The organism is Novosphingobium sp. (genome assembly GCF_027531025.1).
Taxonomy (GTDB): Bacteria; Pseudomonadota; Alphaproteobacteria; order Sphingomonadales; family Sphingomonadaceae; genus Novosphingobium.
The window spans coordinates 570,617-596,081 of sequence record NZ_JAPZQX010000003.1 but is presented as its reverse complement, the minus strand read 5'-3'; the positions used below and the strand labels follow the sequence as shown (position 1 = coordinate 596,081).

The window sequence follows — 25,465 nt, the reverse complement described above, 5'->3', positions numbered from 1 at the left end:
AGCCTGTCAGATTTCGTAGCTCGATTTCCGCCTTTCAACCCCCAGACAGGCTTGGGGCCGGAGCGGATAAGGGCTTGTCAGCCCTTGTTCTCGTCGATGTACTTGATCGCGTCCGAAACGGTGCTGATCTTCTCAGCCGCATCGTCAGGGATCTCGACGCCGAATTCTTCTTCGAACGCCATGACCAGCTCGACAATGTCGAGGCTGTCAGCGCCCAGGTCATCGATGAAGCTCGCGTCTTCAGTAACCTTTTCGGCTTCGACGCCGAGGTGCTCGACGACAATCTTCTTAACCCGGTCGGCGGTGTCGCTCATGGATTTACCCCTTCGTGAACGGCAGATGAAATAGCGTTGGACCCCGCCCTAGAGAACGGCGCGGCGGCTGGCAAGGGGGTGCAAGGAAAGCACACAAGCTCATACATATTCAGACATGGCTGCCGCGACTGGCGCTCAGCTCGCATCGCGCATTTCCAGCTGCTTCAACGCCAGTTCGCGGCGGTTGAGCCGGCCGATTCCGGTCGAAGCGGCGGAATGGGCCGGATTGAGCTTCAGAACCTCTAGGTAGCGGGCACGGGCGTCGGCCGTCTTGCCAATGAATTCGGCGCAGAGACCCAGGTTGAAGCGGGTCGGCTGATGTGCCGGATAACGCTCGCCCAGCTGGGTCCACAAGGCGCAGGCCTCGTTCGGTTGGCCATCGCGGACATGGCGAACCGCGCGCTTGAACTGCTCCGCATCGTCCTTGGCGAGCGCACGCCGATTCTCGTCCACGCGAACGTCCGTGACAGCCCGGCGCGGCACCATGTCGGCCTCGATCCGCGCTACCACTCGCCCAATCAGCAGCCGTTCGACGTCGCGCGGGCCGCGCGAATAGCCCGACTGGTCGCTGCACCGATTCTCCGTATGGGGCTCGCTGCTGTCATCCGACCACAGCAGTTCGCCATTATGACCGATCAGGCGCAGGCGGGTCTCCAGCGAAAACTCGCGCCGGATGCAGCTGGCCTGGTACTTTTCCTTCTGGTCGGTGCACTTGTTCTGCGCGTCCTTGATGCAGCGCTCACGCGTTTCGGAACTCTCGAACCGCTGCATGTCGATGTCGGCAGTACCACGGAACACTGCATCGCCGCCCCTGGCCAGCGAAGCCGGAATCACGCGGAACCAGGGCCCCTGCCCGTAATCGATCGTCCGCAGCTTGTCCTCGATCTGCAGGGCCATGGCCTGACCGACATTGCCGCCCAGCGTATCGACCTGGATGTCCCGCAGCACGACCAGCGCGTCTGACCGGACCGGGGTATAATTGTCCACCCGCAGCGTTTCAGCCTGCACGGCTGATCCGCAGGCCAGCAGCGCCAGCCCCAAGCCCTTGATTCGCATCGGCTCCACCCTTCTCGTTGCGACAGTGATTGCCGCAACGGGGGTAGCCGACGCAAGCTGAATGCGGCGTTTATGCCTTGGGCTGCTCGACGATCCGCAGGCCCAGTTCGCGCAGCTGCTTCGGTTCGGCCAGCGAAGGCGCCCCCATCAGCAGGTCTTCCGCGCGCTGGTTCATCGGGAACAGCGTGATCTCGCGCAGGTTCTGCACGCCGCAGAGCAGCATGACCATGCGATCGACCCCGGCCGCCATCCCGCCATGCGGCGGTGCGCCATACTGGAACGCGCGGTACATGCCGCCGAACCGCGCCTCGACATTGGCCTGGGTCAGGCCGGTCAATTCGAAGGCCTTGACCATCAGGTCCGGGTGCTGGTTGCGGATCGAGCCCGACGCCAGTTCATAGCCGTTGCAGACCATGTCGTACTGGTACGCTTTAATTGTGAGCGGATCCTGCGTCTGCAGCGCTTCCAGCCCACCCTGCGGCATCGAGAACGGGTTGTGCGCGAAGTCGAGCTTCTTCTCGTCCTCGTCCCATTCGTAGAACGGGAAGTCGATGATCCAGCAAAAGCGGAAGGCGTCCTTCTCGACCAGGTCAAGCTGCTCGCCCACGCGGTTGCGCGCGGCACCGGCCAGCTTGGCAGCCTGGTCTTCCTTGCCGGCGGCGAAGAACGCGCCGTCGTTGGGGCCAAGGCCGAGCGAATCCCACAGCGCGGCCATCTTGTCCTCGCCGTGGTTCTTGGCGATCGGACCGCCGAACACGCCATCCTTGCGGGTGGCATAGCCAAGCCCGGCATAGCCCTCGCCGCGCGCCCACTCGTTCATGTCGTCAAAGAACTTGCGGCTGAGCCCGGCGGTGTCAGGGGCCGGGATCAGGCGGACCACGCCGCCGGTGCCGACGATCTTCTCGAACAGGCCAAAGCCCGAAGCGGTGAACTCGCTGGTCACGTCGCGGATAATCAGCGGGTTGCGCAGATCCGGCTTGTCCGTGCCATAGTCGAGCATCGCTTTGGCATAGGGGATGCGCGGGAACTGGCCGGCCGGGGTCACCGCCTTGCCGTTCGCGAACTTCTCGAAGATCCCGGCGATGACCGGTTCCATCGTTTCCCAGACTTCTTCCTGGGTGACGAAGCTCATTTCCAGGTCGAGCTGGTAGAACTCGCCCGGCAGGCGATCGGCGCGCGGGTCCTCGTCACGGAAGCAGGGGGCGATCTGGAAATAGCGATCGAACCCGGCAACCATCAGCAGCTGCTTGTATTGCTGCGGCGCCTGCGGCAGCGCGAAGAACTTGCCGGTGTGGATACGGCTCGGCACCAGAAAATCGCGCGCGCCTTCGGGGCTGGAGGCGGTCAGGATCGGGGTGGAAAACTCGGTAAAGCCGATGTCTTCCATCCGGCGGCGCGTTTCGCGGATGATCGCGGTGCGCGTCATGATATTGGCGTGCAGCGTCTCGCGCCGCAGGTCGAGGAAGCGGTAGCGCAGGCGGATATCCTCGGGGTATTCCTGTTCGCCCGCCACCGGCAGCGGCAGTTCCTCGGCGCGGCTCAGCACCGTGGCACCGCGGGCAAAGACCTCGATCTCGCCGGTCGGCAGATTGGGGTTCACCGTTCCGGCGCTGCGGGCCTTGACCTCGCCATCGATGGTCACGACCGATTCCACCCGCAGGCCTTCCAGGATCGGCAGTGCCGGACTGTCGGCATCGGCCACGATCTGGGTCATCCCGTAATGATCGCGCAGATCGACGAACAGCACGCCGCCATGGTCGCGCTTGCGGTGGACCCAACCCGACAAGCGGATGGTCTGGCCTACATCGCTGGCGCGCAGCGCGCCGCAGGTGTGCGAACGATAAAGATGCATCGAAACTCTTTCCAATCGGCCTGCAATGATGCAGGGGCGAAAGCGCGGGCTAACAGGCGAAGCCCGTGCATTTGTCAAGCCGCGGGCTCGCACGGGTCCAACTATAGAAAAGCGCGATGAAGATACACCCCCTGATCACCGATAGTGCCACGCTGGCCGCACTCTGTGCCCGACTCGCCAAGGCGGATTTCATTTGCGTGGACACCGAGTTCATGCGCGAGAACACCTATTGGCCGGAATTGTGCCTGATCCAGATCGCCGACACGACCGAGGCCGCGGCGATCGATCCGCTGGCCAAGGACCTCGATCTGGCCCCGCTGCTCGACTTGCTGGTGGACAACGAGGACGTGCTGAAGGTGTTCCACGCCGGCGGGCAGGACGTGGAAATCATCTACAACCTGACCGGCAAGACCCCGCATCCGATCTTCGATACCCAGATCGCGATGATGGCAATCAGCCAGTCGGAACAGATCGGCTATTCCAACCTGGTTGAAAGCTGGCTCGGCCTGCAGATCGACAAGGGCGCCCGCTTTACCGACTGGTCGCGGCGGCCGCTGACCGAGCGCCAGATCGAATATGCCATCGGTGACGTGACCCACCTGGCCGAAATCTTCCCGAAGATGCTCAAGCGCCTGATCAAGACCGGGCGCGGGGCCTGGCTCGATATCGAGATGGAAAAGCTGGCCGACCCGGCCAATTACCGCAACGACCCCTCGGTTGCCTGGCAGCGGATCAAGGCGTCCGGCCGCAATCCGGCGATGCTGGGGCGGCTCAAGGCCCTGGCCGCCTGGCGCGAGTATGAGGCGCAGGACAAGAACATTCCGCGCGGCCGGATCGCCCGGGACGAAACGCTGGCCGACATCGCCAGCCATCCTCCGAAAACCCAGGCGGACCTGGCCAAGGTGCGCGGACTTTCGGCCGGCTGGAAGGACAACGAAATCGGCAAGCGGATGATGGCAACGCTGGAAGCGGCCAAGCCACTGAACGAGGATGAACTTCCCCCGCGCACGCCGCGTGGCGCCCCGCTGGGCAAGGAAGGCGCGCTGGTGGCCGATCTGCTGAAACTGCTGCTCAAGATCCGCAGCCGCGAGATCGACGTTGCGGCCCGCCTGCTGGCGCGGAGCGAAGACCTTGAACTGCTGGCCGCCGGAGTGCGCGAGCTGCCCTTGCTCGAAGGCTGGCGCTATGACCAATTCGGCCGCGACGCCCTTGAACTGGTCGAAGGCAAGCTGGCCTTCGCGGTCGTGAAGGGCCGGCTCAAGATGGCCCACATCGACGAGATCGGAAACGCACCGCCCAAGTGCCAGGCGGCCGAATGACCACATACCTGCCCACTCTCAAGCAGTTGCAATACCTGGTTGCCCTGCATGAACATGGGCATTTCGGTCGGGCTGCGGATGCCTGTTTCGTCTCCCAATCGACGCTTTCAGCGGGCTTGCGCGATCTCGAAACGCTGCTTGGTGTTGTGCTGGTCGAACGGACCAAGCGCGCGGTTCGCTTCACCCCGCTGGGCAATGCCGTGGTCGCCAAGGCGCACCGGTTGTTGCGCGAGGCGGAAGAGCTGTCCGAAATGGTCCAAAGCGCCGGACTGCCGCTGTCGGGCGAAGTGCGGATGAGCGTGATCCCCACGATCGCGCCATTCCTGCTGCCCCGCATGCTGCCCCGGCTGCGCCGCGAGCGGCCCCAGCTCAAGCTCTACCTGCGCGAGGAAACAAGCCAGGCGGCCATGGAAAGCCTGCATCACGGCCGCTGCGACTGCGTGCTGCTGGCCCTGCCCTATCCTACTGGCGAAGTGGAAAAGGAAATCATCGAGCTGGATGCGCTCTATGTTGCCTTTCCCAAGAACGACCCGCGCGATCCGCCAGCGGAGATTACCGCCGACCTGATCGACGAGCACCGGCTGCTGCTGCTCGAAGACGGGCATTGCCTCAAGGAGCACGCGCTCGCCGCCTGCAACCGGCCGGAACTGCGCGCCTCGGCTACGATGATCGGCACCTCGCTGCATACCCTGGTGCAGATGGTCGACAATGGCCTGGGGCTGACCATGCTGCCGGAAATGGCGCTCGATGCCGGGATCCTGAACGGCACCGATGTGATCGCCCGCCCGTTGCGCAGCGATTCCGCCAACCGCGAGATCGCCCTGGTCTGGCGCAAGAACAGCCCGCGCGGGGATGAGTTCCGCCTGCTGGCCGAGGAACTGCGCGCCGGCTAGCTCAATCCATGTGCTTGAGGCCGACCCGCAGGTAATCCCACCCGGTAATCACCGTCAGAACCGCTGCGGCCCACAGCGTGGTCAGGCCAACCGTGTGCGGCACGTTCACCGTCTGCCCCAGCACGTTCATCGTCCACTCCGGCAAGGCCACGCCCAGGATCAGGGCGCCCAGGCACACCAGCTGGAAGGTAGTCTTCCATTTGGCCAGGCGGCTGACGGGCACCGAGACCTGCAGCCCGCCCAGGAATTCGCGCAGGCCTGAAACGGCAATTTCGCGGATCAGGATCACCAGCCCGGCGATCACGTGCATGTCCCCCACATAGGGGCCACGCAGGATGCCCTGGGCGGTCAGGGTCAGGATCACGGTGGCGACCATGATCTTGTCGGCGATCGGATCGAGGAATTGCCCAAGCCTGGACGCCGCCCCCGTGGTGCGGGCCAGATAACCATCAAAGTAATCGGTAAAGCCCATCAGGCAGTAAAGCGCGAAGGCCAGGCCATAGCCATACTGCCAGTTCGGCCACCACATCAGGAACGCCAGCAGCGGCAGCGCCACGATCCGCGACAGCGTCAGGATGTTCGGCAAGGTCCACATGGCCACGGGGCATAGCCCCAAGCACGCTCGTGCAAAAGGCCATGATTGGGCTTGTCCGCAGCCCAACTGACGATAAAGCGGAGCCCCGGGGGCAATCTGCAAGGGCCGCATGACCACTTCGACCCATCTGATTCGCAGCCGCCGGTTTCTGCCGCTGTTCGTCACCCAGCTGCTCAACGCGTTCAATGACAACCTCTATCGCAATGCGATGGTGTTTTTCGTGGTCTACAGCGTCTACAGCTCGGAAGCGGCCGAGGGGCTGTTCAGCGCCGTGGCCTCGGCTCTGTTCATCCTGCCGTTCTTCCTGCTCTCAGCGCTTGCCGGCCAACTTGCGGACATGCGCGACAAGGCTCGGATCATCCGCATCGTCAAGGCATCGGAAATCGGCATCATGCTGGTTGGCGGAGCCGGATTGCTGCTCGCCTGGCAGGGGGTGATCGGCCAGGAATTCACCGTTCCACTGATGCTGCTCGCCCTGCTTGCGATGGGGGTCCATTCCACTTTCTTCGGCCCGATCAAGTACGCGATCCTGCCGCAGCACCTGCGTGAGGACGAAGTGCTGGCCGGTACCGGGCTGGTCGAGGCGGGCACCTATATCGCGATCCTGTCCGGCACGATCCTGGCCGGCTGGATCCCGGTCGAATGGGCAGCGGTCGGCGTCGTGATCACGGCGCTGATTGGCTATGTGACCTCGCGCTATGTCCCTGACGCCCCGCCCCAGGGCGAGCCGCAACCGCTGGACCTGCATGTCTGGCGCTCGTCAATCAACCTGATCCGCCACACCATGCGCGATCGGCGCGTGTTCCTCGCGATCATGGCGATCAGCTTCTTCTGGACGATCGGCGCGGTGCTGTTCATCCAGTTCCCGCCGCTGGCGAAAAACGTCCTGTCCGCCTCTAAGGAGGTCGCTAGCCTGTTCCTTGTGATCTTCTCGATCGGGGTGGCGATCGGTTCGGTCTCGGTCAACAAGCTGCTGCGCGGAACGGTTTCGGCCCGCTATTCGCCCGCCTCGGTGCTGATCATGGGGCTGTTCGTGATCGGTTTCTGGTGGGTCTGCAGTTCCTGGTACTCGCATCCCGAGGACGGCCTGCTCGATGTGCCGACCTTCCTGGCCGAACCGCTCGCCATACCCCTGCTGCTCAGCCTGCTGGGAATTTCCGTGGCCGGCGGGATGTTCGTGGTGCCGCTCTATGCTTTCCTCACCACCTTTGTGGACCGGACCGAGACTGCGCGGACCATCGCGGCGAACAACATTGTCAATTCCGGGGCGATGGTGCTGGGCTCGGTCATGGCGCTGGGAATGAGCGCGGTCGGCTTACCGATGAATGACCAGTTGCTGCTGGGTGCGGCGATGTGCCTGGTTTCGGCCTGGCTTGGGCGACTGCTGGTCGCGGCCGAGGAAGCCGCGCGGATCAGGTAGGTCTTTGCGTCACCCGGTCAGAGCAGAAACGTGCTGACCGCCAGAAAGCAGGCGCAGTAAGCCAGCAGGAAATCCCGCAGATCCTGCATCGTGAACAGCGAACGGACCCGAGCCGGCCTCGGCTCGATCCCCTTGCGGACATGGGGCGGCAGCGAGGCCCGGAACGGATGCCGGGCGGTTTCGTCAGTCAGGACCAGGGCTCTTCTCATGGCGATCGGGTTAAGACTTCCTTCACCATCGAACCAGCCGGAAAATTGCGGTTAACGGCCAGTTTCCCAAAGCGGGACAGTAACCAAACCGGGCATGAACGGGCGCCCGCGCGTTGCCGCCGTAGCGGCTTGGCGCTAAAGCCCCGATATGAGCGATAATTCCACGATCACTGGCGGGCGGCTGCTCGTCGATTGCCTGATCGCACAGGGCTGCGATCGAATCTTCACCGTGCCGGGCGAGAGCTTTCTGGCCGTGCTGGACGCCCTCCACGACTCGCCTGAGATCGAAACCGTCATCTGCCGCCAGGAAGGCGGGGCGGCATTCATGGCCTGCGCGGACGGCACGCTTACCGGTCGGCCCGGAGTATGCTTCGTCACCCGCGGACCGGGCGCGGCCAATGCCAGCATCGGCGCACACGTGGCCTTCCAGGACTCGCAGCCGATGCTTCTGTTCATCGGCGATGTCGACCGCGGGATGCGCGACCGCGAGGGATTCCAGGAGGTGGACTTCGCGACCATGTTCGCGCCGCTCGCCAAGCTGGTGCTGCGGATCGACGATCCGCGCCGGATTCCCGAATACATCGCCCGCGCCTGGGCCACGGCCATGGCCGGGCGCCCCGGCCCGGTTGTGATCGCCCTGCCCGAAGACATGCTGCTGGAGCAGGTGGCTGACCGGGCGCCCCGCCCGGCAGTGGCCCGGCCGGCCCAGGCCGTCTGTCCGGATGCGATGGGTACACTGATGCGCATGATCGAGGATGCCTGCGCCCCCGTCGCCATCGTCGGCGGGGCCGGCTGGCACGCCAAGGCACGCGAGCACTTCACCGGGTTTGCCGAGCGGATCGGCCTGCCGGTTGCGGGTGCCTTCCGGCGGCAGGATGCCGTGCCGAATTCAAGCCCCGCCTGGGCCGGGAACCTGGGCTATGGCCCCAATCCCAAGCTGGTCGAGCGGATCAGGAACGCCGACCTCGTGCTGGTGGTTGGTGCCCGGCTGGGTGAGGCGACTACGGACAGCTATACCCTGATCACCCCTGACCATCCCGGCCAGACGCTGGTCCATGTCCACCCCGATCCGGAGGAGCTTGGCCGGGTCTATCGTCCGGATATGGCGATCTGCGCTGACATGACCGAATTCGCCGAGGCCGCCGACCTGTGGGACGACGATATCGTGCCCTTCGATGCCGGGGCCGAAGCCCATGCCGAATGGCTCGACTGGTCGAACCCCAAAACCAATGGCCATGCCCTCGATATGGGGCAAGTGGTTGCCGCGATGCGCGCGGCGCTGCCGGACGATGCCATCATCTGCAACGGTGCGGGGAACTTTTCGGGCTGGTGGCACCGTTACTGGCACTACAACGGTTTTCCGACCCAGCTGGCGCCGACCGCCGGGGCAATGGGCTTTGGCGTGCCGGCCGCAGTCGCCGCCGCGCGGCGCTATCCCGATCGCACGGTGATCGCGCTGGCCGGTGATGGCGATTTCCTGATGAACGGCCAGGAACTGGCCACCGCTGTCCAATATGGCTGCGACATGCTGGTCGTGCTGGTGGATAACGGTGCCTATGGCACCATCCGGATGCACCAGGAGCGCGAATTTCCAGCCCGGGTTTCGGGCACGACGCTCCACAATCCCGACTTTGCCGCCCTCGCCCGCGCCTTTGGTGGCTGGGCCGAGCGGGTCGAGACGACCGAGCAGTTCACCGCCGCCCTGGCCGAAGCCAAGGCGCGCAAGGGCGTGCGGCTGCTGCACCTTGTGATCGACGTTGAGCAGCTCAGCGCAGGCGGTGCTTCGGTCTCGGGACTGCGGGCCCGCGCGGGGAAGTGATCAGCCCTCGGCCAGCCCGAGGATATGATCCCATTCGGACGGCTTCACTGCCGAGACCGAAAGGCGGAACTTGGTCAGCAGGTCCATGTCGGCCAGGGCCGGATCGGCCTTGATCTCTTTCAGGGTGACCGACCTGGCCAGCTTGCGCACCGGCTTCAGTCTGACGGCGGACCAGCGTCCGGTTTCGTCCGTGGGATCGGGGATATTGGATTCGGTTATCTCTGCTATTCCAACGATTTCAACCCCGATATTCGAGTGATATAAGAATACCTGGTCGCCCGGCTGCATCGCCCGCATGTTGTTGCGGGCGGTGTAATTGCGGACCCCATCCCAGGTGCCCACACCTTCGGCCACCAGATCGTCCCAGCTGTACACATTGGGCTCCGATTTCATCAACCAGTAGGATTTGATTTTGGTCATGCGAGCTCCGCAAAAAGCGTCTATGGCCGCGCCCATAACCACATCATTGCAGGATCGTCTACCGATGGAACTCACCTCGCTGCCCGTGCTCTCGCTTGCTGATGAGCCTGCAGCCTTCTCGCAGGTAATCGGCGAGAGCTTTCGCACCTTCGGATTTGCCCTGGTCAAGGATTTCGACATCGATCGCGGCCTGATCGACCGGGCCTGGAAGCTCTCCGAAGCGTTCTTCGCCCTGCCCGAGGCGGAAAAGCGGGCCTATCACGATCCGGTGATCGGCGGCGCGCGCGGTTATACCCCGTTCGGGGTCGAAATCGCCAAGGACGCCAAGCACCACGATCTCAAGGAATTCTGGCACATTGGTCGCGACCTGCCCGAAGGCAGCCCGCTCGCCGATGCCTCGATGCCGCCCAATGTCTGGCCCACCCGGCCCGAGGGTTTCCAGGAGACCTTTAGCGATCTTTACCGCCAGTTCGACAAGACCGGCGCGACCATCCTGTCGCGCATTGCGGTCTATCTCGGGCTGGACGAGCACTGGTTCGATCCGGCGATTGAGGATGGCAATTCGGTGATGCGGCTGCTGCATTACCCGCCGATCGAAAACCTTGAGGGCGAGGCGATCCGCGCCGGCGCTCATGGCGATATCAACCTGATCACCCTGCTGCTGGGGGCCGAAGAAGCGGGCCTTGAATTGCTGTTCCAGGGCAAGGAATGGATCCCCGCCAATCCGCCCGAAGGCGCGATGGTGATCAACGTGGGCGACATGCTCGAACGGCTGACCAACCACTTCCTGCCCTCGACAATCCACCGGGTCCGCAACCCGGATCCGCGCCGGGCCGCCTTCAGCCGCTATTCGATGCCGTTCTTCCTGCACTTGCGCAGCGACTGGCCGATCAAGACGCTGCCGCAATGCATCACTGCCGAAAATCCTGATCGTTATCCGGTCCCGATCACGGCTGACGAGTTCCTGCAGCAGCGCCTGCGCGAGATCGGCCTGAAGAAGTAACAACCGGAAATTAACAGCTTGTTCAGTCCCTTGTGCGATCCAGAAGCCCGCTGGATTGCGACAGGGGACAGCATGGCTGACCGTAAGGGCGAATTGCAACAAGCCCGGCGTGACGTGGTCGCGCTCGGCATTGCTGCAGCCGCGATCCTGATGTTCGTGGGCACTGGCGGAACGGTATTCCCGCAAGTGCTGGCTGCCCTGAGCGGGCAAGGGGCCGGACCGGACCGCACGCTGACCAGCGCACTTTTGCTGAACGTCGCGCTCGTGATCTTCGGCTGGCGCCGCTATCGCGAATTGACCCGCGAGGTCGAGGAACGCCGCCGCGCGGAAGAACAATCGCGCCTGCTGGCGGCAACCGACCCGCTCACAGGCTGCCTGAACCGCCGCAGCATCGCCGATGCCATGGCTGACCTGCTCGCGCTGGTCGGCCCGCGCGGCAAGGCAATCGTCGTCGCCATGCTCGATCTCGACAACTTCAAGCGGATCAATGACGTCCACAGCCATCTCGGCGGGGACACGTTGCTGCGGACAACGGCCGAACGGTTGCGGGCAAGCCTTCCTGCGGACGCATTGTTTGCCCGCATGGGCGGCGATGAGTTCGCCTGCGTCATTCCCTTCGATCCGGCCCATGTCGACGAGCTGGAACAGCTGGTCCACCAGACCGTGGCCGCTCTGCGCGAGCCGGTCGAGTTTCAGGGCAGTGAGTTCGAAACCACGGTCTCGACCGGCCTCGCCCGCAGCGACAACGACGGTGTGGACACCACGAAGCTGCTGCACATGGCCGATATCGCGATGTTCTCGGCCAAACGTGCGGGCCGAAACGCCGTGGCCTGGTTCGAACCGGCCATGGAGAACGAACTGCGGTTCCGCAGCGAACTGGAATCGGGCATTCGCCGCGGGATCGCCGCAGGCGAATTCGTGCCGTTCTACGAAAAGCAGGTCGACCTGGAGACTGGTGAACTGGTCGGCTTCGAAATGCTGGCCCGCTGGAACTCGCCGAAGCTGGGCATGGTCGGTCCGGATCTGTTCATTCCCGTGGCCGAGGAAATCGGCGCAATCGTCGATCTGTCTGAATGCGTGATCCGCCAGGCCTTGCGCGATGCCAAGGCCTGGGCTCCGCACCTGACGCTCGCAATCAATATCTCGCCCTACCAGTTGCGCGACCCGTGGTTCGCCCAGCGACTGTTGAAGCTGCTGGTCGAAGCAAACTTCCCGCCCTCGCGGCTCGAGGTCGAGATTACGGAAAGCAGCCTGCACGAGAACATCGGCCTGGTTCGCTCGATGATCACCAGCCTGAAAAACCAGGGCGTGCGGATCAGCCTCGACGATTTCGGCACGGGTTACAGCTCGCTGTCGCAGCTGCGCAGCCTGCCGTTCGACCGGATCAAGATCGACCGCAGCTTCGTGACCTCGCTCCCCGAAAACGAGGAAAGCGCCACAATCGTTCAGTCGATCGTCTCGCTGGGCCAGGGCCTCGGCCTGCCGGTTACCGCCGAAGGGGTGGAGAACGAGGAAGTGCTGCAGGCCTTGCAACGCTTCAATGGCCTGAAGGCCCAGGGCTATCACTATGGTCGTCCGGCCGATGCCGCTGCCGTCACGGCCGAACTCGGACAGCTGCACCTGCTGCTCGAGACACCGCCCCGGGCAGAGCGGCTCGAGGTTACGGAATCGCACGGTCTGCGTGCCAGTAACGGCTGAAGGCTGGACGGGCCGCGCCGCAACGCATAGACGCGCGGGTAATGCGCGTTCCGTTCATCAAGATGCATGGCCTGGGCAACGATTTCGTGGTGCTGGATGGCCGCGAAGGCGCTCTGCCTGAAATGACCGCGCGTCTTGCCGCTGCCATCGCCGATCGCAAGACCGGCATCGGGTGCGATCAGTTGATCGTGCTTGAGCCCTCCCCTCGCGCAACGGTGCGGATGCGCATCTTCAATGCCGACGGGAGCGAGGTGGAGGCTTGCGGGAATGCCTCTCGCGCGGTCGGCCTGCTGCTTGGCGCGCCCGCCACCATCGACACCCTGGGCGGCCTGATCGCCACCGATCCACAGTCCGATGGCGTTGCAGTCGACATGGGCGAACCGCGGTTTGACTGGGATTCCATCCCCCTCGCCTATCCGCTCGACACGCTGGCCATGCCGGTCGGGTGGAACGAGCTGGAAAATCCGGCTGCGGTGAATGTCGGCAACCCCCACGCGGTGTTCTTCGTGCCCGATACCAACGCAATCGCGCTGGATCAGCTGGGGCCGCTGATCGAGCATGATCCGCTGTTCCCGCAGCGGGTCAATGTCAATGTCGCCACCATCGTCTCGCCGGATGAAATCCGTCTGCGGGTCTGGGAACGCGGCGTGGGAGAAACCCGCGCCTGCGGCACTGGCGCCTGTGCCACCGCCGTGGCGGCCATGCGGCGCGGCCTGGTCACGCGCGGCACGGTTCGGGTCAACCTGCCCGGCGGCGCCTTGCTGATCGGCTGGGGCGCGGACAACCGCATCACCATGACCGGCCCCGCAACCGAGAGTTTCCGGGGCAGTTTCGATCCGGCCGATTTCGGGGCCTGACATGGCGGCCGAAGTGATATCCCTGGGATGCCGGCTCAACCTGTCGGAAAGCGAGGACCTGCGCGCCTTGCTCGCCAGTGCCGACGATCTGGTGGTGATCAACAGCTGCGCGGTTACGGCCGAGGCGGTCAGGCAGACCCGCCAGGCAATCCGGCGCGCCCGCCGCACTCGGCCAACGGCGCGGCTGCTGGTGACAGGCTGCGCGGCCGAAGTGGAGCGCGCGGCGCTGGGCGCCATGCCCGAGGTGGACGGCCTGGTCGCCAATGCCGCCAAGCTTGATCCGCGCGCATGGAACGTTGCTCCGGCACCGCGCGCGCCGCACGCGGCCCACACCCGAGCCTTCATCGCCGTGCAGAACGGTTGCGATCATGCCTGCACCTTTTGCGTGATCCCCCAGGGGCGCGGGCCGAGCCGCTCCCTGCCGGTGGCGGAGGTGCTGGGCCTGGTTGCCCACCATCTGGATCATGGCGCGCGCGAAGTGGTTCTGACCGGGGTCGACCTGACCTCGTGGGGGCATGACCTGCCCGGTAAACCGTCGCTGGGCAGCCTGGTCGAGGCGATCCTCAGCGCCTTTCCAGAGCTGCGCCGTTTGCGGTTGTCTTCACTCGACGGGGTAGAGATCGATCCCTTTTTGCGCGAACTGCTGGGGGGCGAGGCACGGGTCATGCCGCACCTCCACCTCTCGCTTCAGCACGGCAACGACCTGATCCTCAAGCGGATGAAGCGGCGGCACCTGCGCCGCGATGCGATCGAACTGGTCGGTTGGCTGAAGGCCCGGCGGCCCGAGCTTGCTATCGGCGCTGACCTGATCGCCGGCTTTCCGACCGAGGATGCCGCCGCGCACGGCGACAACCTGTCGATCATTGCCGAACTTGGCATCGTCCACGGCCATGTCTTTCCCTATTCCCCCCGCCCCGGCACCCCGGCTGCGCGGATGCCGCAGATTACTGCGCAGGATATCCGCCTCCGGGCGGCGGAGCTGCGCGCGGCAGTGGCCGCAGTCCGGCAGGACTGGCTGGCGGGACAGATCGGCCAACCGATCGAGGTACTTGCCGAACGCGACGGGACAGGCCATGCGCCCAACTTCGCCCGGGTGCAGCTGCCCCCCGGCAACCAGGCAGGAACAATCGTGACCGTAACCCCCACGCGCATCATCGAAGGCATGCTGGCATGAGCGAAGGAACGAGCTGGACCGACCGGGTCTTTGGCGGCCTGCGCAAGACCTCCGAGCGGCTGGGCGAAAACCTGGCCGGGATCGTCAGCAAGACCCGGCTTGATGATGACCAGCTGGATGAGATCGAGGATGCGCTGATCCTCTCCGATCTTGGGCCGCGCGTCGCCGCGAAAATCCGCGCGCGTCTGGCCGAGGAACGCTTCGAGCGCGGTGCCGACGAGGCCGCGATCAAGGCCGCCGTGGCCGAGGAAATCGCGAAGATTCTCCGTCCAGTCGCCAAGCCGATCGATATCGTCGCCTTCCCGCGCCCGCAGGTGATCCTGGTGATCGGCGTGAACGGATCGGGCAAGACGACGACCATCGCCAAGCTGGCGCACTATTTCCAGGAACTGGACTATGGCGTGATGCTGGCCGCAGGCGACACGTTCCGGGCGGCGGCGATTGGCCAGCTGAAGGTCTGGGCCGACCGGGTTGGCGTGCCGATCATCACCGGTCCGGAAGGCGGCGATCCTGCCAGCATCGTGTTCGACGCGGTCAAGGCCGCTACCGACCAGGGCATCGACGCGCTGATCGTCGACACTGCGGGGCGCCTGCAGAACAAGCGCGAACTGATGGACGAGCTGGCCAAGATCCGCCGCGTGCTCGGCCGCCTCAACCCCGAGGCGCCGCACGATGTGGTGCTGGTGCTTGACGCCACTAATGGCCAGAACGCCCTGCAGCAGATCGAGATCTTCAAGGAAGTGGCCGGCGTGACCGGCCTGATCATGACCAAGCTGGACGGCACAGCGCGCGGTGGCGTTCTGGTTGCCGCGGCCGAACAGTATGGCCTGCCGATCCACGCCATCGGCGTAGGTGAACGGCTGGATGACCTGCGACCGTTCGATCCAGACCTTGTTGCGCGCGTGATTGCAGGAGTTGCCTGATGACCGAAGCACCCAAGACCCAGAAGCCCAAGTCGGGCTGGCTCAACATCCTGGTCGATTACGGGCCGATCATCGTCTTCTTTGCGGTCTACAAGTATTATTCCCCGGCCGATCGCGAGAACAGCGTGGCCGAAGTGCTTGCCGTGATTACCGGCACGGTCAGCTTCATGGTCGCGGCGGTCATCGCGCTGGCCGTGTCGAAGTGTAAGCTGGGCCACGTTTCCCCGATGCTCTGGCTTTCGACGCTGCTGATCGTCGGGTTTGGAGGGCTGACGGTCTTGCTGCGAGATCCGATCTGGATTCAGGTCAAGCCCACCGCGATCTACCTGATGTTCGGCGTGGTCCTGCTGGTCGGGGTGTGGCGCGGCAAGGCGCTGCTAAAGGTCCTGCTAGAGGCCGCCTTCGAAGGGTTGAGCGACGAGGGCTGGATGAAGCTGTCGCGCAACTGGGGCGTGTTCTTCCTGGTCCTCGCCGCGGTGAACGAGGGGCTGCGCTACTGGCTCTCGTTCGGGGACTGGATCGCGGCCAAGCTATGGGTGTTCCTGCCGGCCACCTTCCTGTTCACCTTCTCGCAGATCCCGATGCTGATGCGCCACGGCATGGCGCTGGACGAGAAGAAGGACGTGCTGGAGCATACTCCGCACGAATGAGCCGGCACAGCCGGGGATGACAGCGCATCTGGTGGCAAAAAGGGTGTGACTTTGCCATCATGACGGGCGATAAAGCGCGCCTGCTCGCCATTCGCGGGCCCAAGCAAAATCAACGAGAATAGGGGACGAAAATGGCCAAGTTCTTCGGAAACCTGCACCTGGTGCTGGCGGTCGGCCTGGTTGCGGCGATCGCCGTGATCATGGCTTTCACTGGCTGGACGGGTGAAGGCGGCAAGGCAATCAGCGATGACGTGTTCCGCTGGCTCCACACCTTCTTCGGCATCCTGTGGATCGGGCTGCTCTATTACCTGAACTTCGTCCAGGTGCCGACCATGCCCGCCATCCCGGCTGAGCAGAAGGGCGCGATCACCGGGCACATCGCCCCCAAGGTGTTCTTCTTCTTCCGTTACGCCGCACTGTTGACCGTGCTGACCGGCCTGACCATCGCCTTCCACAACGGCTATGGCGCCCAGGCGCTGACCTTTGGCGGAACCGGCGCCGATGGCATCAACATGATCGGCCTGGGCATGTGGCTGGCCATTATCATGGCCTTCAACGTGTGGTTCATCATCTGGCCCGCCCAGAAGAAGATCCTCAACCTTGGCGCGACAGAGGCTTCGGCCGAGGAAAAGGCCGCTGCCGCACCGCGCGCCCTGGCTGCCAGCCGCACCAACCTGCTGCTGTCGCTGCCGATGCTCTACTGCATGGTGGGCGCCAACCTCGGCTGATCCATCAGCCTGATGGAGCGCAATTGAAGGGGCGCGGTTCCGCTGGGAGCCGCGCCCTTTTCAGTACTTCTGTTCCAGCACCGGGGCGTTATCGATGGCGCGGGTCAGGTCCAGTTGCTGCGGGCCGATCCAGCCATTGACGTAATTGGCATAGTAGAGCCCGAACAGCACCGCCGCGAGGATGGTGGCCCGCCAGGCCACCTTGCGGGGCTGGAAGTTGATCGGTGCGCTTTCCGCCTGTCCCTTTACCGCTATTTCGCCGGTATCGTGATGGGTGCGGATGCCGAAGGGCATCACCAGGAAGGCGCTCAGCACCCAGAACATGGCGTAGATGGCGATTATCGAGGTCAGTTGCATGGTCTCAGGGCTCCGGTAGAATTACGCGCACCTGGGGCTTCTTGCCCGACCAGCGGCTAGCCGCTCGCCGCGCAGCCAGGCGCGCTGCTTCCGATATCGCTTCGCGGTCATGCCGCGCCCCACCCTTTAACTTGGCCAGGGCGGCGGCGACATCCTCGCGCGCCTCGGCCGTGAAATCATCGTAATCCTCTTCCAGCGGCAGGCCGACGCCTTCGACATGAACCCGGCCCTTGCCATCCAGCACCACGATCAGCAGGCCATTGGCCGCGAGGCGGCGGCGCATGACGATCGCCTCGCCATCGGCTGGGATCAGGATATCGCCATCCAGCACCAGTCGGCCCGCGCGCACCTCGCCGACCTTGCCGGGCTTGCCTGGCGCCAGCCGGACAAGATCGCCATTCTGCTGAACCACGGCCTGGGCGATCCCGCAGCTGCGGCCAAGCCGCGCCTGCTCGCGCATGTGGCGCAGTTCGCCATGCACAGGCACAAGGATTTCGGGCCGCAACCAGCCATAGAGCGCTTCCAGCTCAGGCCGGCCCGGATGCCCGGAAACGTGAATGTCAGCCTGGCGGTCCGTGACGATTGTGATGTCCCGGGCGGCAAGACGGTTCTGGATCCGCCCGATAGCGATCTCGTTGCCCGGGATCTGCCGGCTGGAGAACAGCACGACATCGCCAGCCTCCAGCGCGATCGGATGGCTATCCTCGGCAATGCGCGACAGCGCCGCGCGCGGCTCGCCCTGCCCGCCGGTGGCAAGGATCAGCACCTCACCGCGCGGCAGGTTCATCGCCGTGTCGAAATCGACCAGATCGGGTAGCTGCTTGAGATAGCCGCTGGCCTGGGCGGTGCGGATGATGCGTTCCAGTGAGCGCCCGGCCACACACAGCCGCCGGTTGGTGGCCTGCGCTACTTCGCCCAGCGTCTGCAAGCGGGCCACGTTCGAGGCAAAGGTGGTGACGAGCACGCGCTTGCCGTGGTGCCGTGCCACTTCATCGAGCAGCGCTCGGCGCACGGCCCCTTCCGAGCCGGATGGGTTGGGATTGAACACATTGGTGGAATCGCAGACCAGAGCCAGCACGCCGGTATCGCCCAGTGCGGTCAGTTCTTCCGCCGTGGCAGGGGTCCCGACCAGCGGCTCATCATCCAGCTTCCAGTCACCGGTGTGGAAGATCCGCCCGTGCCCCGTTTCGATCACCAGCGCATTGCCTTCGGCGATCGAGTGGGCCAGCGGCACGTAACGGATCCCGAACGGTCCCAGCTGGAAGGGTTCGAGATGGTCGATGACCTTCAGTTCGACCGAACTGGTCAGCCCCGCCTCGGCCAGCTTTTCCGCCACCAGGCGCGCGGTAAACGGCGTGGCATAGAGCGGCACGCCGAGGTCTTCGGCGAAGTAGGGGACCGCGCCGATATGGTCCTCATGGGCGTGGGTCAGCACCACCCCGACCAGATCCTTGCGGCGCTCCTCGATGAATTCGAGATCGGCAAAGACCAGCTCGGTGCCGGGATACTCATTGGCGCCGAAGGTCATCCCCAGATCGACCATCAGCCACTTGCCGCCATACCCATAGAGGTTGACGTTCATGCCGATCTCGCCGGACCCACCGAGCGCGCAGAACAGCAGTTCGTCTGCAGACTTGCCTGATGCGGCGGTCATCCTGCCTTCTCGGCCAGGATCGCCATGCCCTCAAGCGTGAGGTCAGGATCGACTGCGTCGAAGATCTCGGTGTGCTGGTCAAACAGGATGGCAAGCCCCCCGGTGGCAATCACCTTGGCCGGGCGGCCGATCTGGGCGCGCATCCGGGCGATCAGTCCTTCCATCATCGCGACATACCCCCAGAACACGCCGATCAGCATCTGGTCCTCGGTATTGCGGCCGATCACGCTGGTGCTGTCCGGGCTGCGGATCGCGATGCGCGGCAGCTTGGCCGTGTTGCCGACCAGGGCATCCAGCGAAAGGTTGATCCCGGGCGCAATGATCCCGCCCTTGTAGGCCCCGTTGAAATCGATCGCATCGAAAGTGGTGGCCGTGCCGAAATCGACGACGATCAGGTCGCCAGGGTACTTGGCGTGGGCGCCGATTGCGTTGACCGCGCGATCTGCGCCAAGCGAGCGCGGCTCGTCGACATCGATTTCCATGCCATAATCGACCGGCGCGATGCCGGCGACCAGCGCCTTCACCCCGAAATACTTGTCGGCCAGCACTTCCAGGTTGTGGAGCGCGCGCGGGACAACGGTGGAGATGATGATCCGCTTGATCGCGGTGCGCTCAATCCCCTCGATGTGCAGCAGCTGCATCAGCCAGACGGCATATTCGTCGCCGGTGCGGCGCGGATCGGTGGCGATGCGCCAGCGGTGCCGGATCGCCCGACCTTCGAACAGGGCAAAGACCACGTTGGTGTTACCGACATCGATCGCGAGTAGCATTGCCCTAGTTCCTCTCAACGAGATTGACCTCGCCCGCGTGGATGGCACGCAAAGCACCATCCGCCAAGCGCAGTTGCAACGACCCATCCGGGTTCAGACCGGCAAAGGTGCCTTCCAGCTGCGCCTCACCCGGCTCACCCACCAGCAACGGCGTGCCGACCGGATGGGCGGCGGCCTGCCAGCGGCCCAGGATCGGTTCAAGACCATAGGTCCGCCAGCGCTCGACCTCGCGGTCAAAGGTATCGGCCAGCAGCTGGGCGAAGCGGTTGCGGCTGATCGTGCTGCCCAGCTTGCGGAGCGCGGTGGTCGCCCGGCCGAGCACCTTGGGCGCCACTTCCAGGTTCACGCCGATGCCCACGACCACGCCGCCCGGCGCACCTTCAAGCAGGATTCCCGCAATCTTGGCGCCATCCACCAGCACGTCGTTCGGCCACTTCAACAGGGCGTGCCGACCAACACCGAGCTGCTCGTCAATCGTCGACTGCACGGCCAGCCCGGCGACCAGAGCCAGCGTGCTGAGCGGCGGATCGCCGGCGCGCTGGCCAACAAAGGTCGAACCCATGAAGTTGCCGGCGCCATCGAACCACGAACGGCCGTGGCGACCGCGCCCCGCAGTCTGGCGGTCGGCAACGATCCAGTATCCCTCCTGCACTGCCTCACCCCTGGCAAGGCGACGCAACAGCTTGGTGCTCGTCGAAGCGAGTTCCTCGAAAACGTCGATCTGGGGCATTTCAGGGGATGAACAGCACGCCCGCCGCCGTTGCCGCCATTTCGCCAAGGGGCTTGGTCAGCAAGTAGCCAAGCGGCGAGATCGCCACTGCGCACAGCCCGAGCAGGGCCTGGTGCATCCAGTCGCTCTGCCCCACCGCCTTCATCGCCGGTTCGTCGAAGTACATCACCTTGACGACCTTGAGGTAATAGAAGGCCCCGATCACGCTGGCGGCGATCCCGATGGCGGCCAGCCAGATATTCCCGGCTTCCACCGCAGCCTGGAACACCACGAACTTGCCCCAGAACCCGAACAGCGGCGGGATGCCGGCCAGGCTGAACATGATCATGGCGAGGCATGCGGCCAGCACCTTGCGGTGGCGCGAGAGGCCGGCGATGTCGGCCAGGCTCTCAACCGGATTGCCATCGGCATCCTTGAGCATGAGCACGGCCACAAAGCCGCCAATGGTCATCGCGGTATAGATCGCGAGGTATACCAGCATCCCGGCAACGCCCTGGGGCGTGGCGGCGGCCAGACCGATCAGCAGGAAGCCGACGTTGTTGATCGACGAATAGGCCAGCAGGCGCTTGAGATTGGTCTGCCCGATGGCACCCAGGGCACCGATCACGATCGACGCGAGCGCGGCGAAGATCACGATCGGCTGCCAGGCGGCAATCTGGTTGCCGAAGGCCTCGATCGCGACGATCACCGTCAGCGCGAGGGCCGCCACCTTTGGTGCCGAGGCAAAGAAGGTGGTGACCGGCGTGGGCGAACCTTCGTAAACGTCGGGCGTCCACATGTGGAACGGCACGGCGCTGATCTTAAAGGCCAGACCGGCAAAGACGAAGACCAGCCCGAACACCGCCCCGGTCGAGATCTTGCCAGTGAGCGCAGCAGCGATCCCGTCGTAACCGATCGTTCCGGCGAAGCCGTAAGTCAGGCTGATCCCGAACAGCAGGATGCCCGAGGCCAGCGAGCCCAGCACGAAGTACTTGAGCCCGGCTTCCGCCGAACGGTCATCATTGCGCAGGAACGCGGCGAGCACATAGGCTGCGAGCGAATTGAGTTCGAGCCCGATGTAGAGCGTCAGTAGGTTGGTCGACGAGACCATCAGGCACATGCCCAGCACCGCGAACAACACCAGCACGGCATACTCGTTGCGATAGGCCCCAAGCCGCTGGAAGTATGCGGGCGCGACCACCAGCGAAGCCGCTGCCGCAGCGATGATCAGCAGTTTGGCAAAGGCCGCGAAGGCCGAGGCGGTGAACAGCGCCGAAAAGGCCAGCGTATCGGGGCCCGAAGCGCCGTTGGCCAGAGCGGGTGCGATCATTGCGCCGCCGATGACCAGCACGACAACGGTCAGCCAGGTGATGACACGAGCCCCACGATCGGAGCGGGTCCAGGCCGAAGCCAGGAGCAGGATCAGCCCGGAAAGGCTGAACAGGATCTCGGGAGCGGCGAGGCGGAAAGACTGGACGAAATCCATCAGTGCGCCTCCCCGTGCGCGGTATGTTCGGTGGCGTTGGCGGGCTTGGGCTTGCCGGCAGTCAGCTGGGCATCGCTTTCGGGCTTGGCCCGCGCGATCCGGGCATCGAGTACCGCGATATCGGCGCGCATCGGCGCCAGGAAGCTTTCCGGATAGACCCCCATCCACAGCACGACCGCGGCGATTGGCGCCATCAGCCACCACTCACGGCGGTTGAGATCGGGCATGGCGGCGGCATCGGCATTCTTCTGCTCGCCGAAGCAGACGCGGCGATAGAGATAGAGCATGTAGGCTGCACCCAGGATGATACCGGTCGTGCAGACCAGCGCCACCCAGCTCGATACCTGATAGATACCGGCAAGGCTCAGGAATTCACCCACGAAGCCGCTGGTCCCCGGCAGGCCAATGGAGGCCATGGTGAAGAGCATGAAGAACAGCGCATAATAAGGCATGTTGATCGACAGGCCGCCGTACCGGTCGATCTCACGGGTGTGGAGCCGGTCGTAAATCACACCCACGCACAGGAACAGCGCGCCCGAAACCAGGCCGTGGCTGAGCATCACTACCATCGCGCCTTCGAGACCCTGCGGGTTGAAGGCGAACAGGCCGATCGTGACGATCGCCATGTGCGCGACCGAGGAATAGGCGATCAGCTTCTTCATGTCGTTCTGCACCAGCGCGACCAGCGAGGTGTAGATCACCGCGACCATCGACAGGGCAAAGACCAGCCAGGCGAACTGGGCCGAAGCTTCCGGGAACATCGGCAGCGAGAAGCGGATGAAGCCATAGCCGCCCATCTTCAGCAGGACGCCCGCCAGGATCACCGACCCGGCGGTGGGCGCCTGCACGTGGGCATCTGGCAGCCAGGTGTGAACCGGCCACATCGGCATCTTCACGGCAAAGCTCGCGAAGAAGGCCAGCCACAGCCAGGTCTGCACTTCCGGCGCGAAGTTGTACTCCATCAGCGTCGGGATGTCGGTCGTCCCGGCCTCGTTCACCATCCAAAGCATGGCGATCAGCATCAGCACCGAGCCGATCAGCGTGTAGAGGAAGAACTTGTAGCTGGCGTAGATCCGGTCAGCCCCGCCCCAGATCCCGATGATCAGGTACATCGGGATCAGGCCGGCCTCGAACATGATGTAGAACAGGAAGATGTCCTGCGCCGCAAACACGCCGATCATCAGCGTTTCCATCAACAGGAAGGCCGCCATGTACTCGCCCACGCGCTTTTCGATCGACGCGCTGGCTAGGATGCAGATCGGCATCAGGAACACCGACAGCATGATCAGCATCAGGGCGATGCCATCGATGCCCAGCGCCCACGAGAACCCGGCGAACAGCGGCACGTTCTCATGGAACTGCCACTGCGCCCCGCCGATGTCGTAGTTCACCCAGAGCAGCACGCCCAGCGCGAGATCGATCAGCGTTGCCACCAAGGCGATCTGCCGCGCGGCCTTGGCCTCGACCAGCAGACAGGCCACCGCTGCCAGCAGCGGCACCAGCATCATGACCGAGAGAATGGGGAAATCGGCCATCTTAGCGCACCATCATCCAGGTGATCGCCGCGGTCAGGCCCAGCAGCATCACGAGAGCATAGGAATAGAGGTAACCCGACTGCACCTTCTGCGCGAGGCGGGTGCCCTGAAGCACGGTCCAGGCGGCACCGTTCGGGCCGAAGCGGTCGATGATCCCGATATCGCCGAGCTTCCAGAACTTGTCGCCGATCCAGAAGGCCGGGCGGACGAACAGGAAGTTGTAGAGCTCGTCGAAGTACCACTTGTTGTAGACGAAGCGGTAGAGGACATCGATCTGCGCGACGACCTTGGCCGGGAAGCCTGGGTTGCGAATGTATGCATACCAGGCACCAAACAGGCCGACCAGCATCACTGCAGTGGCACTCAGCTTCACCCACAGCGGCACTTCGTGCATCGCATGCATCAGGTGCTCGTTGTAGAAGATCGAGCCGCCCCAGAAATCGGCGCTGGACAGGAACGAGCCGGTGAAGACCCATCCGGCGAAGACCGCCCCAAGGGTCAGCACGCCAAGCGGCACCAGCATCGCCAGCGGACTTTCGTGCGGATGGTAGCCGGCGGTGCCATCATCGCCATGCGCATGGCCGTGACCATGGTCGTCATGCCCGTGATGGTCATCGTGCACGGCGTGCTGGATGTGCTCGGACCCGGCCCAGCGGGCCTTGCCGAAGAAGGTCAGGAAGATCAGGCGCCACGAATAGAAGCTGGTCATCAGCGCGGCGGTCACGCCCACCCAGAAGGCGAACATGCCGGATTCCTTGCCGCTGGCGAAGGCCACTTCGAGGATTGCGTCCTTCGAATGGAAGCCCGCGAACCCGGCGTGGAGCCAGTAGAACCCCACCCCGGTGATCGCCAGGGTTCCGGCCATCATCGCCCAGAAGGTCAGCGGGATGTGCTTACGCAGGCCGCCGTAATAGCGCATGTCCTGCTCGTGGTGCATCGCGTGGATCACCGAGCCCGCGCCCAGGAACAGCAGGGCCTTGAAGAAGGCGTGAGTGAACAGGTGGAACATCGCCGCGCCATAGGCCCCGACGCCGGCGGCGAAGAACATGTAGCCCAGCTGCGAGCAGGTCGAATAGGCGATCACCCGCTTGATGTCCCACTGCGTCAGGCCGACCGTGGCGGCGAAGAAGCAGGTGGCGGCACCGACATAGGTGACGATGTCGAGCGCGATCGGGCTGGCTTCGAACATCGGCGAAAGGCGGCAGACCATGAAGACGCCGGCGGTGACCATGGTCGCCGCGTGGATCAGCGCCGAAACCGGGGTCGGGCCTTCCATCGCGTCAGGCAGCCAGGTGTGCAGGCCCAGCTGGGCCGACTTGCCCATCGCGCCGATGAACAGCAGGATGCACAGGATCGTCATCGTATCCCAGCGATAGCCGAGGAAGCCGATGGTCGAACCTTCCATGCCGGGTGCGGCGGCGAGGATTTCGGGGATAGAGACCGTGTTGAACACCAGGAAGGTGCCGAAGATCCCCAGCATGAAACCAAGGTCGCCCACGCGGTTGACCACGAAGGCCTTGATCGCGGCGGCGCTGGCCGAGGGCTTCTTGAACCAGAAGCCGATCAGCAGGTACGAGGCGAGACCCACCCCTTCCCAACCAAAGAACATCTGGACCAGGTTATCGGCCGTCACCAGCATCAGCATGGCGAAGGTGAAGAGGCTGAGATAGGCGAAGAACCGCGGCTGATCCGGGTCCTCGTCCATATAGCCCCAGGAATAGAGGTGCACGAGCGCCGAGACGGTGGTGATCACCACCAGCATGACCGCGGTCAGGGTATCGACCCGCAGCGCCCAGTCGAAGGTCAGCGAGCCCGACTGGACCCACTGCAGCACCGGCACGACATGCGCTTCGGCCGTGCCGTCCATGAAGGCCAGGAAGATCGGCCAGGACAGCAGGCACGAGGCGAACAGCGCGCCCGTCGTCACCAGCTTGGCGGCGAAATTGCCCAGCATCCGGTTGCCGAGGCCCGCGACGATCGCGGCCAGCAAGGGCAGGAAGACGATGAAGAGGATCGGATCCACG

At 64.3% G+C, this 25,465-nt stretch carries 24 protein-coding genes; 11 read left to right on the top strand and 13 right to left on the bottom strand.

What is annotated here, in order from left to right; translation table 11 throughout:
• Window positions 1–77: 77 nt before the first annotated feature.
• From O9281_RS05940 to aspS, 3 genes are all read right to left on the bottom strand, one after another.
• On the bottom strand, window positions 78–314 hold the full coding sequence (locus O9281_RS05940; RefSeq protein ID WP_147091056.1) for an acyl carrier protein: 237 nt from the start codon (window positions 312–314) through the stop codon (window positions 78–80).
• Between the two features lie 135 nt (window positions 315–449).
• A complete protein-coding gene (locus tag O9281_RS05935; protein ID WP_298183718.1) occupies window positions 450–1,370 on the bottom strand; it encodes a tetratricopeptide repeat protein in 921 nt (306 codons plus the stop codon).
• 70 nt (window positions 1,371–1,440) lie between these two features.
• The gene (aspS, locus tag O9281_RS05930; RefSeq protein WP_298183717.1) at window positions 1,441–3,222 is read right to left on the bottom strand and encodes an aspartate--tRNA ligase; all 1,782 of its coding nucleotides are present in this window, start codon (window positions 3,220–3,222) and stop codon (window positions 1,441–1,443) included.
• 116 nt (window positions 3,223–3,338) lie between these two features.
• On the opposite strand from aspS, the gene rnd reads away from it, so the two are divergent.
• Window positions 3,339–4,541, top strand: a complete 1,203-nt coding sequence (rnd, locus tag O9281_RS05925; protein ID WP_298183715.1) for a ribonuclease D — start codon at window positions 3,339–3,341, stop codon at window positions 4,539–4,541.
• Window positions 4,538–5,434: a hydrogen peroxide-inducible genes activator gene (locus O9281_RS05920; protein ID WP_298183714.1), complete on the top strand. Its 897-nt coding sequence runs from the start codon at window positions 4,538–4,540 to the stop codon at window positions 5,432–5,434. Before rnd ends, O9281_RS05920 begins: the two co-directional genes overlap by 4 nt.
• Window position 5,435: 1 nt before the next feature.
• Here the strand turns inward: O9281_RS05920 and pgsA are convergent, their stop codons facing one another.
• Window positions 5,436–6,029: a CDP-diacylglycerol--glycerol-3-phosphate 3-phosphatidyltransferase gene (gene pgsA / locus O9281_RS05915; RefSeq protein ID WP_298183933.1), complete on the bottom strand. Its 594-nt coding sequence runs from the start codon at window positions 6,027–6,029 to the stop codon at window positions 5,436–5,438.
• 109 nt (window positions 6,030–6,138) lie between these two features.
• Between pgsA and O9281_RS05910 the strand changes: the two genes are divergently transcribed.
• The gene (locus O9281_RS05910) at window positions 6,139–7,449 is read left to right on the top strand and encodes an MFS transporter (protein WP_298183713.1); all 1,311 of its coding nucleotides are present in this window, start codon (window positions 6,139–6,141) and stop codon (window positions 7,447–7,449) included.
• Between the two features lie 17 nt (window positions 7,450–7,466).
• Here the strand turns inward: O9281_RS05910 and O9281_RS05905 are convergent, their stop codons facing one another.
• Complete coding sequence (locus O9281_RS05905) at window positions 7,467–7,658, bottom strand: hypothetical protein (protein ID WP_298183712.1); 192 nt, start codon at window positions 7,656–7,658, stop codon at window positions 7,467–7,469.
• Between the two features lie 148 nt (window positions 7,659–7,806).
• Here O9281_RS05905 and O9281_RS05900 point away from each other — a divergent pair, with 148 nt between their 5' ends.
• Complete coding sequence (locus O9281_RS05900; protein WP_298183711.1) at window positions 7,807–9,477, top strand: thiamine pyrophosphate-binding protein; 1,671 nt, start codon at window positions 7,807–7,809, stop codon at window positions 9,475–9,477.
• Here O9281_RS05900 and O9281_RS05895 read toward each other — a convergent pair whose 3' ends face one another.
• Complete coding sequence (locus O9281_RS05895; protein WP_298183710.1) at window positions 9,478–9,897, bottom strand: EVE domain-containing protein; 420 nt, start codon at window positions 9,895–9,897, stop codon at window positions 9,478–9,480.
• A 64-nt stretch (window positions 9,898–9,961) separates the two neighbouring features.
• Here O9281_RS05895 and O9281_RS05890 point away from each other — a divergent pair, with 64 nt between their 5' ends.
• From O9281_RS05890 to O9281_RS05860, 7 genes are all read left to right on the top strand, one after another.
• The gene (locus O9281_RS05890) at window positions 9,962–10,900 is read left to right on the top strand and encodes a 2-oxoglutarate and iron-dependent oxygenase domain-containing protein (protein ID WP_298183709.1); all 939 of its coding nucleotides are present in this window, start codon (window positions 9,962–9,964) and stop codon (window positions 10,898–10,900) included.
• A gap of 72 nt (window positions 10,901–10,972) precedes the next feature.
• Window positions 10,973–12,598, top strand: coding sequence for a bifunctional diguanylate cyclase/phosphodiesterase (locus O9281_RS05885; RefSeq protein WP_298183707.1), 1,626 nt, complete (start codon window positions 10,973–10,975; stop codon window positions 12,596–12,598).
• Window positions 12,599–12,639: 41 nt separating this feature from the next.
• Complete coding sequence (gene dapF / locus O9281_RS05880) at window positions 12,640–13,455, top strand: diaminopimelate epimerase (protein WP_298183706.1); 816 nt, start codon at window positions 12,640–12,642, stop codon at window positions 13,453–13,455.
• Between the two features lies 1 nt (window position 13,456).
• Complete coding sequence (locus tag O9281_RS05875; RefSeq protein WP_298183704.1) at window positions 13,457–14,629, top strand: MiaB/RimO family radical SAM methylthiotransferase; 1,173 nt, start codon at window positions 13,457–13,459, stop codon at window positions 14,627–14,629.
• Window positions 14,626–15,552 carry a signal recognition particle-docking protein FtsY gene (gene ftsY / locus O9281_RS05870; protein WP_298183702.1) on the top strand — a complete coding sequence of 309 codons (927 nt, stop codon included), beginning with the start codon at window positions 14,626–14,628 and terminating at the stop codon, window positions 15,550–15,552. Before O9281_RS05875 ends, ftsY begins: the two co-directional genes overlap by 4 nt.
• Window positions 15,552–16,202, top strand: coding sequence for an inner membrane-spanning protein YciB (locus tag O9281_RS05865; RefSeq protein ID WP_298183701.1), 651 nt, complete (start codon window positions 15,552–15,554; stop codon window positions 16,200–16,202). Before ftsY ends, O9281_RS05865 begins: the two co-directional genes overlap by 1 nt.
• A 131-nt stretch (window positions 16,203–16,333) precedes the next feature.
• Complete coding sequence (locus O9281_RS05860) at window positions 16,334–16,930, top strand: urate hydroxylase PuuD (RefSeq protein WP_298183699.1); 597 nt, start codon at window positions 16,334–16,336, stop codon at window positions 16,928–16,930.
• A 60-nt stretch (window positions 16,931–16,990) separates the two neighbouring features.
• Here O9281_RS05860 and O9281_RS05855 read toward each other — a convergent pair whose 3' ends face one another.
• From O9281_RS05855 to nuoL, 7 genes are read right to left on the bottom strand one after another with little or no spacing between them, the layout of a single operon-like run.
• Window positions 16,991–17,287 (bottom strand): DUF1467 family protein, encoded by a 297-nt coding sequence (locus O9281_RS05855; RefSeq protein WP_298183697.1) that lies wholly within the window; start codon window positions 17,285–17,287, stop codon window positions 16,991–16,993.
• A 4-nt stretch (window positions 17,288–17,291) separates the two neighbouring features.
• The gene (locus tag O9281_RS05850; protein WP_298183696.1) at window positions 17,292–18,941 is read right to left on the bottom strand and encodes an MBL fold metallo-hydrolase; all 1,650 of its coding nucleotides are present in this window, start codon (window positions 18,939–18,941) and stop codon (window positions 17,292–17,294) included.
• Complete coding sequence (locus tag O9281_RS05845; protein ID WP_298183694.1) at window positions 18,938–19,711, bottom strand: type III pantothenate kinase; 774 nt, start codon at window positions 19,709–19,711, stop codon at window positions 18,938–18,940. Before O9281_RS05845 ends, O9281_RS05850 begins: the two co-directional genes overlap by 4 nt.
• A gap of 4 nt (window positions 19,712–19,715) precedes the next feature.
• Window positions 19,716–20,441 (bottom strand): biotin--[acetyl-CoA-carboxylase] ligase, encoded by a 726-nt coding sequence (locus tag O9281_RS05840; protein WP_298183692.1) that lies wholly within the window; start codon window positions 20,439–20,441, stop codon window positions 19,716–19,718.
• Window position 20,442: 1 nt separating this feature from the next.
• A complete protein-coding gene (nuoN, locus tag O9281_RS05835) occupies window positions 20,443–21,906 on the bottom strand; it encodes an NADH-quinone oxidoreductase subunit NuoN (RefSeq protein WP_298183691.1) in 1,464 nt (487 codons plus the stop codon).
• Window positions 21,906–23,441: an NADH-quinone oxidoreductase subunit M gene (locus O9281_RS05830; RefSeq protein WP_298183690.1), complete on the bottom strand. Its 1,536-nt coding sequence runs from the start codon at window positions 23,439–23,441 to the stop codon at window positions 21,906–21,908. Before O9281_RS05830 ends, nuoN begins: the two co-directional genes overlap by 1 nt.
• A gap of 1 nt (window position 23,442) precedes the next feature.
• Window positions 23,443–25,464 carry an NADH-quinone oxidoreductase subunit L gene (gene nuoL / locus O9281_RS05825; protein ID WP_298183688.1) on the bottom strand — a complete coding sequence of 674 codons (2,022 nt, stop codon included), beginning with the start codon at window positions 25,462–25,464 and terminating at the stop codon, window positions 23,443–23,445.
• Window position 25,465 lies beyond the last annotated feature (1 nt).